At 58.8% G+C, this 12,144-nt stretch carries 9 protein-coding genes, 1 tRNA gene and 1 pseudogene; 2 read left to right on the top strand and 9 right to left on the bottom strand.

The window, feature by feature from the left end:
* Positions 1-788: 788 nt before the first annotated feature.
* A pseudogene (locus JO391_RS13860) lies at positions 789-1,136 on the bottom strand (transposase); the annotation flags it as partial.
* Positions 1,137-1,196: 60 nt separating this feature from the next.
* Here JO391_RS13860 and JO391_RS21545 point away from each other — a divergent pair.
* Complete coding sequence (locus JO391_RS21545) at positions 1,197-1,895, top strand: DUF1153 domain-containing protein (protein ID WP_259444705.1); 699 nt, start codon at positions 1,197-1,199, stop codon at positions 1,893-1,895.
* A 38-nt stretch (positions 1,896-1,933) separates the two neighbouring features.
* On the opposite strand, the gene JO391_RS13845 is transcribed toward JO391_RS21545, so the two are convergent.
* On the bottom strand, positions 1,934-2,326 hold the full coding sequence (locus JO391_RS13845; protein WP_220661056.1) for a hypothetical protein: 393 nt from the start codon (positions 2,324-2,326) through the stop codon (positions 1,934-1,936).
* Positions 2,327-2,827: 501 nt separating this feature from the next.
* Here JO391_RS13845 and JO391_RS13840 point away from each other — a divergent pair.
* A complete protein-coding gene (locus tag JO391_RS13840; protein ID WP_220661055.1) occupies positions 2,828-5,968 on the top strand; it encodes a type ISP restriction/modification enzyme in 3,141 nt (1,046 codons plus the stop codon).
* 47 nt (positions 5,969-6,015) lie between these two features.
* Here the strand turns inward: JO391_RS13840 and JO391_RS13835 are convergent, their stop codons facing one another.
* From JO391_RS13835 to iolB, 7 genes are all read right to left on the bottom strand, one after another.
* Positions 6,016-6,345 (bottom strand): hypothetical protein, encoded by a 330-nt coding sequence (locus JO391_RS13835; protein WP_220661054.1) that lies wholly within the window; start codon positions 6,343-6,345, stop codon positions 6,016-6,018.
* A 49-nt stretch (positions 6,346-6,394) separates the two neighbouring features.
* A complete protein-coding gene (locus JO391_RS13830; protein ID WP_220661053.1) occupies positions 6,395-6,943 on the bottom strand; it encodes a recombinase family protein in 549 nt (182 codons plus the stop codon).
* Positions 6,944-7,525: 582 nt separating this feature from the next.
* Positions 7,526-8,887, bottom strand: a complete 1,362-nt coding sequence (locus JO391_RS13825) for a hypothetical protein (RefSeq protein ID WP_220661052.1) — start codon at positions 8,885-8,887, stop codon at positions 7,526-7,528.
* Positions 8,888-9,008: 121 nt separating this feature from the next.
* On the bottom strand, positions 9,009-10,364 hold the full coding sequence (locus JO391_RS13820) for a DUF6538 domain-containing protein (protein WP_220661051.1): 1,356 nt from the start codon (positions 10,362-10,364) through the stop codon (positions 9,009-9,011).
* Positions 10,365-10,448: 84 nt separating this feature from the next.
* A tRNA-Ser gene (locus JO391_RS13815) sits at positions 10,449-10,538 on the bottom strand.
* Between the two features lie 54 nt (positions 10,539-10,592).
* Positions 10,593-11,213, bottom strand: coding sequence for a thiamine phosphate synthase (locus tag JO391_RS13810; RefSeq protein WP_220661050.1), 621 nt, complete (start codon positions 11,211-11,213; stop codon positions 10,593-10,595).
* 118 nt (positions 11,214-11,331) lie between these two features.
* Positions 11,332-12,138, bottom strand: a complete 807-nt coding sequence (iolB, locus tag JO391_RS13805) for a 5-deoxy-glucuronate isomerase (protein WP_220661049.1) — start codon at positions 12,136-12,138, stop codon at positions 11,332-11,334.
* Positions 12,139-12,144: the final 6 nt, after the last annotated feature.

The raw sequence follows: 12,144 nt of genomic DNA, 5'->3' as shown, positions 1-12,144 counted from the left end.
TGCGCGGGCGCACTTGATGCCTCGGGTGGCGATCTGCACCGTGTTTGCTCGGATCTGGGTTCGATCTGACATCCACGAGAGCATCCTCAATGTGACGGCGACGCGTCCAACGTATGTTTCGCCTTGGCGCTCTAAGGCTGCAGGCAGTGTCGTCGGTTAGCCTGAGGTCGGGGTGCGAGGCGAATCCAGATTGTGTCATGATCATGTCCGCCAGGCCCCAAGCTGCGCATTGTTCCTTGTGCTGGCCAGAACTGTAGAAGATTTGAGAACATTAGTTATCCGAAACGGGATGGTGCCACCCATCGCCAAGTCGTGCATCTTGAGGATGCGAGGGCCGAACCGGTGCGTGTGTTTTCTTGGTTGGTGAGTGGTGAGCGTGTCCGTGACTTTTCGAGTGTGAAGCGCGCCTGGTTCGGCCCCTTGCGAAAGTGTACTGCGGCTTGGCACATCGGTTCGCTGATTTGACCCGGGTCTCGGTGAGAATGCGAGCAGTAACCAAATAGCAATTCGAGGACCCGGAATGACGTATCTTCAACTCGGCCTGCTCCTTGGGCTCATCACCATCAGCCTTCTTGCCGCGTTCTTCCCGCGCCGCCTTGCCCGGCCTCGGAAGTCGCCCGATCCGTTCGTGGGACTTGAGGTTGAGTGGAGAGAAATCATGCGGGTCCGACCGCGGCCTGTCCAGTCCAGCCGCCCCGGTGCCATCGGCGCTCCTGTGCCATCGTTCTCGCCGGAGAAGAGCGCCGCTTGAGGGAGATCTGAATGTCCTCCGATCTGGGAACGATGGTCTAACCGCGTCCAACGCCAGATCGAGTCCGTCGAAACGCTCTAGGCCATGTTGACAAATGGCGGAGCCGGAGGCGGATCGAGGTGATGTCGATGAAGCCCAGGAAGCTTTCGGCGGTTTTGTCGTAGCGTGTAGCGACCCGCAGGGTGTTCTTCAGCTTGTTGAAGCAGCGCTCGACGAGGTTGCACAGGCGGTAAAGGGTGCGATCCACGGCGACACGCAGTTTGCGCGTCTTGCGCGTCAGGAGCACCGGCACGACGTTGCGTGCCTCCATGGTTTTACGAACCTTGTCAGAGTCATAGCCGCGGTCGGCCAGCAGGACGGCGGGCTCGGGCAGATTGTCGTCCATGTATCGACCCAGTGAAAATCTGCTCATGCTACAAAGGAGAAGGTAGCGATGAGTGTGACGATGGACGACAGCATCAAACGGTGGACGGTGAAGCGGAAGACGGCGCTGGTGGTCGAGATCATTCAGGGCAAGTCGACGGTGGCAGAGGCCGGTCGGGCCTATGACCTTTCGCCGTCCGAGATCGAGGGCTGGGTTGATGATGCCAAGCGGGGCATGGAGAACGCCTTGCGGGCGAACCCGCTGGAGACCCGCGAGCAATATGAGAAGCAGCTGAAGGACCTGCAGGAGGCCTATGGCGAGGCCATGCTGGAGCTGCGCGCCAGAAAAAAAGCTGGCGGCCCTCATGGAGCGGGAGGACGGCAATTGATCCGGACGCTCCATGAGGGCCTTCTGGCTGATGGGATCGCGGTGCCGCTGATCAAGCTGTGCGCCTGGATCGGCGTGCCGCGGGGGACCGTCTACTACAAGCCGACCAAGGCCACGCCAACGGTCGATCCTCGCTATGCTGATCCGATCAAGGCCATGATCGAAAAGGAGCCGTCATTTGGTTACCGCACCCGCCGCAGCACCTTGCCCAGGTGCACGAGGTCCTTGTTGGCGCTGTTTGGCGTGAGCTCCTCGGTCTCAAGCCGCTCAGACCACCACTGCCGGAAGTCGAGCATGTCATCGCGCGTGATCTCGGCTATAGGCTTGTCGCCGATCACCTCGATGAAGTTGCGGATCGCCTTGATCACCGGATTCCGCGCCCGGCGGACCTAGTCCTCGCTCTTGCCGATCATCTCGTCGCGGGTCAGGTCTCAGAAGATCTCCAGAGCCTTGCTGACGCGCAGCCCCGGGTCCGGCACAGTGCCAAGAAGCGCAGAGGCGACCTTTGGGTTCGGGCGCCCCTTGCGCAGCGGGATTGCCTCGACACGGGAGAGGATCTCCTCGACAGGTGCGGCCTGGAGCACAGCCGCCGGCTTGTAGGCGAAGCCCCGCGTCTGCGCGATCTCGCGCGCCGCCGCGAGACGATCCTCCGCGGAGGTGGTGTCGCCCGCGAGCATCGCCTCCCAGGCGCGGATGTACTCCTGCCAGGCCAGTTCTGCCTTGTGCGCGCCTTCCGCGGCGGAGAACGCATCGATCGATAGCCAGATCTCCTTGCGGGGCTCGACCGAGGCATAGCGCGCTGGCACGCGCTTGCGCATCGTCACCGCGCCCACCTTCCGCTTCGACCGCGACATCAGGACCACGGCAGGACCCCCACCCAACAGAACCACGCAGCGACTGTGTAGCAGATTGTGGGGCAAAATGTGGAGCAGAAAATGCTCGAGGCGCATCCGGAGTCAGGCCTTGGGCTGAAAATTCAATTCTAATCAGCCGCCTAATACGTCGGGTCGTCAGATTGATATGCTTAGGTTGGCGGACAGAGAGTGCCTCAGGCGCTTCATCCTAGTTGGTATAATCTTTTGTTTTTCTGATGGTTGCAAGGCGGCTCATTCGCCTTGTGTGCCCCGGTTGGTCGTTTTGTGTAACCTCAAGCAGGCGGTCATTCGCTGCCGAACAGGGTGAATGGCCAAATCAACATTTAGTGTGAGGCGCTCAGAGTACACCAAATATTGATCACCCATCTTCGACACGGATCGAAGCGCCAAGGCGCTTCCAACGGGCCGGAAGCACCGATAGGCTGAAGAGAGATTCCAGAAGGGTGCCAGATGGTTAGCGTTGCCGACTTCGTTGTCAGGGTAAAGGACGTCTACAAGACCGGCATTGCCGGGGAACATGCCTACCGGCCCGCTTTGCACGATCTTCTGAAGGCGCTGGGGGACGATCTGACCCCGGTCAATGACGCCAAGAAGTCGGAAGTGGGCGCGCCTGACTTCATTGTTCTCAAGGGTGACATTCCTATCGGGCACCTGGAGGCCAAGGACATCAATCTCGACATCCGTGCCCTTAAGGATGCCAATAAGAAGCAGCAGGACCGTTACAAGGCGGGCCTGTCCAATCTGATCTACACCAACTGCCTAGACTGGGACTTCTACCGCAACGGCCAGCTTGTGGCCTCTGTGACCATCGCAGACTTCCTGATGGGCATTCAGCCCAAGCCCGAGGAATACGCGACCCTGGAGAACCTTCTCCGGGACTTCGTGGCCCAGCGCCCGCAGTCCATCACAACACCCCGTGATCTAGCCGAGCGAATGGCGGGCAAGGCGGTCTTGATCAAGGACGTCCTCTTCCAGACCCTTCGGCAGGACAAGGACCTCCAGACCGATCTGGCAGGCCAGTACAAGGCCTTCAAGGAACATCTGATCCACGACATCAGCCTCGAAGACTTTGCTGACATCTACGCCGAAACCATCGCTTACGGCATGTTCGCTGCCCGCCTGCACGACACCTCGCTGGACAGCTTCAGTCGCTTCGAGGCTCTGGACCTACTTCCTAAGTCCAACCCCTTCCTGCGCGACCTCTTCGGCTTCATTGCTGGGGCCACCCTGGACGACCGCATTGCCTGGGTGATTGATGACCTGGCCCGCGTCTTCCAGGCCGCCAACGTCAAGAAGCTGATGGAGGCCTTTGGTAAGCTGACAGGCCAGCAGGACCCCTTCCTGCACTTCTATGAGACCTTCCTGGCGGCCTATAACCCCGCCAAGCGCAAGGCGCGGGGCGTCTGGTACACGCCGGAGCCTGTGGTCAACTTCATCGTGCGGGCTGTGGATGAGGTCTTGCAGACCGAGTTCGGCTTGCCCGATGGCCTCGCCGACACCTCCAAGGTGATCATCGACTGGGACACCGGCCAGACCGACCCCAAGGGCAAGCCCTTAACCATCAAGAAAGAGGTCCACCGCGTCCAGATACTCGACCCCGCCACCGGTACCGGCACCTTCCTGGCCGAGGTGATCAAGCAGATCGCCCCCAAGGTGAAGAACGTGGCCGAGGGTATGTGGTCCCCCTACATCGAACGCGATCTGATCCCCCGCCTGCATGGGTTCGAGCTTCTGATGGCCTCCTACGCCATGTGCCACATGAAGCTAGACATGATTCTGACCGAACTGGGGTACAAGCCCACAGGCACGCCGCCGCGCCTGGGGGTCTATCTGACCAACTCACTTGAGGAAGGCGAACGCGAAGTTCGCGACCTGTTTATGGCGCAATGGCTGACCCGTGAGGCGCGCGAGGCCAATACGATCAAACGCCAGACGCCGATCATGTGCGTGATCGGGAACCCGCCGTATTCGGGACATTCGTCGAATAAGGGGCAATGGATCGACTCCCTTCTTGAGCCCTACAAGAGAGAGCCGGGAGGTATTGAGCGACTTCGAGAGCGAAACCCAAAGTGGCTTAATGACGACTACGTGAAGTTTCTTAGGTTTGCCGAAAGCTTGATCGCTAGAACAGGCGAAGGAGTTTTAGGTTTTATCACGAACCACGGATATCTTGATAATCCGACCTTCCGAGGGATGCGTTGGCACCTCCTCAGGACATTTGACAAGATATTTGTTCTCGATTTGCACGGGAATGCGAAAAAAAATGAGGTAGCGCCGGAGGGTGCCTCAGACAAAAACGTATTCGATATTCAACAGGGTGTCGCTATAATCATAGGCGTAAAGAGGAAGGAATATGGACGGAAAGCAGGGTTGGCGCGTGTGTATCATGGCGACCTCTGGGGTAGTCGAGAGGTAAAGTATGACGCGTTACGAAAGGAAACTATTCTGGGGCCTGTGTTCTCAGAGATCACTCCAAGCGTTGAGCAGCTCCAATTCCACCCGAGAGATTTCTCTCTGGACGACGTCTATTCGAAAGGCTTCTCGATAGAGAATTTCTTTCAGTCCAACGTGCTGGGGTTTCAGACACATCGCGACGATCTTGTAATTTCTACAGATCGCCAGATAGTCCAAGACCGTCTCGATAATCTTCTCTCGCCTGCGCTATCGGACTCTCAAGTCGCAAAAATACTTGCTTTGGATGCAAAAGCAGAGGCCAGCCTTACTGAACAACGCAAGAAGCTGAAATCTTCTCGGAAGGCAGAAGATAGTGTCGTAGCTTGCCTATATCGCCCTTTCGATGTCCGCTTCTGCATTATGCATCAAGCTGTTGTAGATCGACCTCGACCCGAACTTATCCGCAATGCAATCGGCAAGGAAAATTTGTTCTTGCTTGCCTCTCGCCAGATTTCTTTCTTAGGTTATCGTCATTGCTTTGTTTCCACTCTGACGGCGGAAAGCTGCGTTGTCTCGCTCAAGACTAAGGAGCAGAACCGCGTTTTTTCGCTCTATGCTTACCCCACCGAACAAGACCTCGACCAATCCCGCCGCATCAACTTCGACCCAAAGCTCTACGACCGCCTGCAGGCTCTCGCCACCCACCCCACCCACGGCACCCCGGATGAGGTGGCGGTCTTCGACTACATCTACGGCGTCCTGCACTGCCCGGCCTACCGCGCCACCTATGCCGAGTTCCTGAAGATCGACTTTCCCCGCATCCCCTGGCCCGTAACTCCTGATGAGTTCTGGGAGGTTTCGACCAAAGGCACTGCGTTGCGCAAGCTGCACCTGATGGACCCCGCAACCATCGGCCCCACCCCTTACCCCTTCAAGGGAGAAGGAAGCGCCGTGGTGGAAAATCCCCGGTTCGAAGGTGGCAAGGTCTGGATCAACGCCACCCAGTATTTCGACAACGCCCCCGAGGTCAGTTGGAACTTCTACATCGGCGGCTACCAACCAGCCCAGAAATGGCTTAAGGACCGCAAGGGCCGCACCCTAAGCTTCGATGACGTGAAGCACTATCAGCGCATCCTGAAAATCCTGGTCGAAACCGACCGGATCATGCAGACGATCACGATGACGCTGGGGGCATGAAAAAGCCCCAGGAACAGGCATTGGCCTGCCCCTGGGGCGTGTCTTGCTCAGAGTGTCGGTTCCCTGCGCCGCAGCATCGGTTCAGACCGTTGCTCTGGCCGGTTTGGACGCTGTGTCTGGCTGGGATGCTGCTCTCTCTCCCCCTGCTCAGCGATCCGCCGCAGCAATTCGTTGTTCTCCAGCACCAGGGCGAAGTTGCCCGCCAGCATCAGTACGAATAGCGCGCCTCCGACCATCAGGCTTACCCCGTCCCATCGGTGTCGGGAGGTCTGGCCCTCGATCATGCCGTAGAAACCAAATCCGAGCGCTGAGGCGAGCATCAGGCCGCACATGATCAGAAACACAGCCTTGTACAGGGAGATGATCTTTCGAAGCATTGGGAACTCCAAGGGTGGAAGGGCAGGATTTCAGGGACTTCACCGTGCGTCAAGCTTCTGACAGCACACGATAAACCGACCGTTCAGAGATACCCGTCACTCTGGCAATCTCTCGCTTCGGCGTCCCTGCGGCCAGGAGGCAGAGGACTTCGGCCCTTTTGAATTGGGCTGTTGGTTTCCTTCCCCGATACTTCCCGTCCGCCTTTGCCTTTGCGATCCCCTCCCTCTGGCGTTCGAGCATCATTTCCCGTTCGAACTGCGCCACCGCTCCGAGGACGTTCAGCATGAGCTTTCCGGTCGCGTTGGCGGTGTCCAGTCCAAGGTCCAGCACTCGAAGGCCAACTCCCTTGCGTTCAAGCGCCTCGACAATCTCGCCAAGGTGGCGGACAGAACGGGCCAAGCGGTCCAATTTGGTGACCATCAGGGTGTCGCCCTCCCGAACGAACTCCAGCGCGGCCTGGAGAGCGCTGCGGGTGCCCACTGAACTTGTCTGCTCCTCAAAGAGCTTCTCGCATCCGATGCCCGTCAGGGCCTCTTTCTGAGCCAATAGACCCGCAATCTGATCCAGGGTGGACGTGCGGGCATAACCGATTAGCATGTGAACCTCCTTCATCTGCCATTAGGGTCTAAGAGGTGGGTCTCGCGGTCTGCCAAAATGCGAGACCCCACTCCATTGTCCGCCTATTGCGTCCCAGGAAGGCTCTGCCACACGGGCAAGGTCTAGCGTCAGCCCGTCAGACCAAGATTTGCCGGATTGGCTTGGCCTGTATGGTGGCCTTCTCACGGACTACAAGGCACCCGCCGCTATCTCGGACAAGCTCACAAGCCCCAAAGCCTCCAGGATCTCCAGACCGAGGGCAGGCCGCGATTCTTCACGGCATTGGAAGGGGGTGGGGGGTCAGGAAGGTCACTTCAAAAATCGGGGGCTATTATTGGCTGTTGTTGTTAGTTAGCCCAGACGACGGTCTCGATGCCTGACCGCCGAGACCCGTTACGTTTCCAAGTAATGCCTTGGGGTGCTAAGGTGGCCAGGGGCACAGGTCGACCTATTTGGTGGTGACTAGTAGATGCTATACTAGGAATAGGATATGAATATACACTAAGGATGCCTCAAGTAACTCCAAGGATGCCCATTGAGTATCAAGGGAGTGCAAAGGTGAACCTAGGTCGACCCCTGTCCCTAAGAGTCTGCCCGAATGACTGGGGAGAACCCAAATCGGTCTCGATAGGCCTCCTCAAGTAGGCGATGAGCAAGGTCCATATGGCGGCGAGCCACAATAATGCTGTCATGGACCGGGAGGGCTGCAACGCCATTCTCCTCACCAAGTCGCAGAAGACAACTTATGAAGCACTCCGACTCCTCGTACTGGAGTCTCGCCCAATCAAGCTTTCCTGGCGCGATGGTCCTGATCAAGGGGTGCTTGTCCAAGAGAGCTTCGACCACGGCACTAAGCTTGTACTTTCTTGAGACCTTCACGCCGCTCTTCTCAAAGTATTCTGCGGAGAATTTTCTAGGCCATTGCTCAGGGGGCTTACCTCGTCCCGTTGTGGCGGCGAACAAGACCTTCGAGACCTCTCTCTCTACCCCCGGAAGCGAATAGGGGTCCTCATCTTGCGGAAGTTCCTGACCATTCAGTGCGTAAAGGATGAAAAGGTGGCTGGCGCGAACGTCCAACTCCACTGTTGGCTCAGACTGCCAAGTGATAAGGGAGCGCTCAATCTTTCCCATGTTTTGCCAGTCTGTGTCCGACCGGCAGTACAACCGCCCGCCCATATTGAAATCAAACCTGGGATTGTCCCCCTCGTTGAAGAGGCGGTAGACGCTTGGAGCGTCGGGTAGATCAAAGCCCCCGGCAGACAGGATTGAGTTGATCCTGTCTACTCGCTGAACTTCCGATTGATACTTGTCTCCCTTGTGCGCGATTCGTCTTGGCTTGCCAGTACTAAAGCCGGCGGTGCCTTTACTCTCGCGGACCATGACTGGCCTGATCCTGCTAATCTGACGATCAAAGTGATCCCCTATCGAACTTGGGGTGATCCCGAAATCCTCAGCCAGGCTCAAAAGCGATGTCGTGGCACGATACCTCGCAGCACGCCCCCAGGTCCGACCAATATCGGCACCGTCAAAGGTCTCCCTGACCACGAAAGAGCTTGTGGACTCCATCAAGCCCATCCGAACCCAGTATTCCCTCAACTGATCGAAAGATCGAACAGAAACCAGGGTCTCTCCGAGAAGGTCTTTGTCGCTGGGGCGGTAAAAGAAGCCCGCTGAGTCCTGAAATTGGCTGTGGCGAACGAGGTCTGCCGCAAAGGCTGCCACCGCACCTTCGAAACTCTCTAAGGCGGTCGATTGCCGCCGCCGACGCCGGGGGGCTGTGACGTCTTCATGCGCGATGGTCAACGCCGTGAGATGCAGCGCGAAGGCCTTGGCGGCATCCGTCTTGGGGCAGTAGACAAACTCTGCCATCCGTGCGTTTTCGAGATGTTCGCGGAGGTATCCTTCAGGGGTCTCTTGGCTTCGCCAGTCGTCTTGGGGCTGCATTCTCGGGACACTCGTTCTTTTGGCCACGGCTTTCGCCTGCCCCGGCCATGTTCTTCGATTTTTTGGGTTGATCCGTTCAGGCTGACGGTCGGTCTGACTGTTTCCAGCCTGTGCCAGGTTCTCAGGTGGGTATCACGGTCTTGATCATGTAACGGTGCATCAACTCAAGCCCATGTCCCTGGCCGTATGTCTCTCCCACACCTTTTCCAGCCCAGCCCCCGATCCGGTCGCAGAGGTCGGCTGGGGTTTCGACGTTGCGCAACCGGTCACGCATCGTGTGCCGAAAGCTGTGGACTGTTTGCCCGGTCGTGGCCAGCTTGTTGTCTTTCAGCCATTTGTTCAACGCCGCGGAGACCGCAGCAGACGTGAATTCGCCCTTCGACGGTCTTTGGGCTAGCTGAGGAAAGAGGTACTCGCCACTTCCGCCCATAGCTCGACGGGCAGCCCAGAGCGCCATTCCCACAAGGGGTACTGCCCTTTCGGACTGCTTGTTCTTCAGCCGCCTGAGGTCGTTTGGCCTGATCATGATGTGGGGAACTTGCGCGTCCAGTTGGACGTCATCCCGTTTCAGGCCGACTACCTCTGCCAAGCGAGTCATCGAGTCCGATACCATTGCGATCACCCAGCGCCGTTCGTCGTCCATACGCAAACAAGCGGATTGGATGGACGCGACCTGTGCCAAGGTGAATGGTGATCTTGGCTTGCGTTGACCCTCGTCGCGGTTCGGAATCGTTAGACTGTCGAAGGGATTTGGCTTGGACAGCTCAAACTCAAGAATGCCGGTCTGGATCACCGGACGAACTTGCGACAGGTAGCGCTTTATCGTCTCGGGACCCGCTCCTTGATTGATTAGACGGCGAACGAACTCGTTCCCATGCTCCCGCCTCAGTTGATCCAGTGGTAGGTCTCCTGCAATCTCAAGGAGTATGTTCCAAGCTCGATTGAACTGATCGGTAGCGACTTTCCCCTTTGGCCCTTTCCCCAGTTCAAAGTGCTTCTGCTTGGCATCACTGAGAAGACGAGGAACCGGCGCGCCGAAGAGGAGATCAATGGTCAGTTTGTCCTGTGGGGCTACCGTTGGAGGAGGTTCATCTGGCTCGTGCTGACCGATAAGTCGATCAACGAAGTTGCTTGCGGCAAAGCTATCGCCCTGTCTGAGGCCGTCACCAGGCGCGAGACCTGCCGCCTCCAAGGTTGCGAGGGCAACCTGTACATCGGCTGCATCTGAACTACCCAGACGCTTTGCCTTCCAAAGGGCATCGAAGCGCCGTGTTTGCGCATCGGCCCTGCGGCAGGCTTCGGCTAGGTCGGAGGTCTTCAGGCTGAAGAACAGCTGGGCGTCGTCCTTCCGTCCCGGCACCCTGTGGAGCGACCTGACATCCTCAGGGATGCGACGGCGATAGTAGAAGACATTTCCCTTTTTCTGCACATGCTTGCACATGACGCGGTAGGCCCCGTCTTCGAACATCAAGATCATCGCTGTGTAACCTCGCGTGTTACCTCAGGCAACCCGCGATCCGCACCTAACGCCTTGATCCTAAATCAGAATATGGCAGTTTGGTGGCGGACAGAGAGGGATTCGAACCCTCGAGACGGTTCCCCGCCTACACACTTTCCAGGCGTGCGCCTTCGACCACTCGGCCATCTGTCCGTCGCAGCGGTCTACAGCCAGGATGCAGGGAAATGCAAGAGGGGACGGTGCGGATCAGGCCCAGTTGCCGATCAGTCGGCGCAGGGCGCCGGATGGGTCATCGTCGGACCAGATCTCCTCGCCTACGGCAAGGAAATCCGACACCGGGGCAAGGGCGGCGATCAGGTCTGGTGTGAGGGAACCTTCGGCCACGACCGGGACTTCGATCATCTCGGACCACCAGGCGAACAGTTCGGCCTCTGCGCGTGTGCCGTCACCGAGGGGCGACAGGCCGACCGGGCCGAAGGCCACATAGTCTGCGCCGGCTTCACCTGCGGACAGGCCCTCGTGCCGTGATGCGCCGCAAAACGCCCCGACAATGGCGTCGGCACCAAGGTCCTTGCGGATCTTGCGGACCGAGCGCGCCCCATCCATCAGATGGACCCCGTCGAGCCCAAGCCGTTCTACAAGAAGGACATGGCGGTCGATGACGATCGGTACGTCGCGCTGGTGGGCGACTTCGCGCAGGGCGTCTGCGGCGCGCGCGACGAAATCCTCGTCAGAAGTCGCCAAGGACAGCCGCAGGCAAGCGATCTCATGGTCGTCCAGCACGCCGGCAATGCGATCTGGAAAGGTCTCCAGATCGAAGGCCGGCGGGGTGATCAGGTAGAGTTGGGGTTTGTCTTGATCTGCCATGGTAGGGCGTCCATTCGGGTTCAGCCTCCATAGGCCGCAACCCGGCAAAAGGCCATGCCCTCGTTCATCGGGCCGGCCCGGTTTCTGCGACTGCACCGTTGCGCTGGTGCCTGCGGTCTCAGGCGTCGCGGCGCGCGATCCAGTCGTGGTCCGGGTGATTGGCGAAGCGCCACTTCCGCAGTGGGCCGGCCATGACGTTCAGGTAGTACATTTCGTACCCGTAAGGGGCGCCGCAGGGATGGTGGCCCTTGGGTACAAGCACGACATCGTGGCTTGATACCGCCATGGTTTCGTCCAGGCTGCCGTCCTCGGTGAAGACGCGCTGGATGCCGAAGCCCTGGGCCGGGTTCAGGCGGTGGTAATAGGTCTCTTCCAGATAGGTCATGTCCGGGAAGCGGTCTTCATCGTGCCGGTGAGGCGGGTAAGACGACCAGTGCCCCGCCGGCGTGAAGACCTCGGTCACCAAGAGGCTGTCGGCCACGTCCAGCGCTTCCATCGCGATGTTGTTGATGTAGCGGGTGTTGGTGCCCTTGCCCCGAGGGGTCAGCGTGATCCCTTCTGGTCCAAGCCGCGCTGCCGGGTGGCCGCCCTTGCCGGGTGCAGTGCAAACGGCCAGCGTCAGGGAGGTGGTGGCGCGCACCTGCCAGTCGCTGCCGTCGGGCAAATACAGGCAATGCGGTGGAGTCTTCTCGAAGACATCCATCCGTTCGCCCATTTCTCCCCAATCCTCGCCCGCGCCGATCACCCGTCCCTTGCCTTCGACGAAGACGAGGATCGCCTCTCGGTCACCCAAGGCGCCGCCAGCCACCTCGCCCGGGGCCAGGCGCCAAAGCTGGAAGCCCACATAACCCCAACCGGCGCTTTCCGGCGTGATGTCGTGCACAAGGCCCGTTGTGCCCCGTGGCTTGACCAGCAAATGGCTCATCGGTCG

It is taken from the genome of Neotabrizicola shimadae (genome assembly GCF_019623905.1).
GTDB classification, from domain to species: Bacteria; Pseudomonadota; Alphaproteobacteria; order Rhodobacterales; family Rhodobacteraceae; genus Neotabrizicola; species Neotabrizicola shimadae.
This window is presented reverse-complemented; position numbering and strand designations above follow the sequence as displayed.

Excerpts from the sequence above, each read along its gene's own strand:
- JO391_RS13840 (WP_220661055.1), top strand. The coding sequence starts at position 2,828 with ATGGTTAGCGTTGCCGACTTCGTTGTCAGGGTAAAGGACGTCTACAAG.
- JO391_RS13820 (WP_220661051.1), bottom strand. The coding sequence starts at position 10,364 with ATGATCTTGATGTTCGAAGACGGGGCCTACCGCGTCATGTGCAAGCAT.
- JO391_RS21545 (WP_259444705.1), top strand. The coding sequence starts at position 1,197 with ATGGACGACAGCATCAAACGGTGGACGGTGAAGCGGAAGACGGCGCTG.
- JO391_RS13825 (WP_220661052.1), bottom strand. The coding sequence starts at position 8,887 with ATGCAGCCCCAAGACGACTGGCGAAGCCAAGAGACCCCTGAAGGATAC.
- iolB (WP_220661049.1), bottom strand. The coding sequence starts at position 12,138 with ATGAGCCATTTGCTGGTCAAGCCACGGGGCACAACGGGCCTTGTGCAC.
- JO391_RS13810 (WP_220661050.1), bottom strand. The coding sequence starts at position 11,213 with ATGGCAGATCAAGACAAACCCCAACTCTACCTGATCACCCCGCCGGCC.
- JO391_RS13835 (WP_220661054.1), bottom strand. The coding sequence starts at position 6,345 with ATGCTTCGAAAGATCATCTCCCTGTACAAGGCTGTGTTTCTGATCATG.
- JO391_RS13830 (WP_220661053.1), bottom strand. The coding sequence starts at position 6,943 with ATGCTAATCGGTTATGCCCGCACGTCCACCCTGGATCAGATTGCGGGT.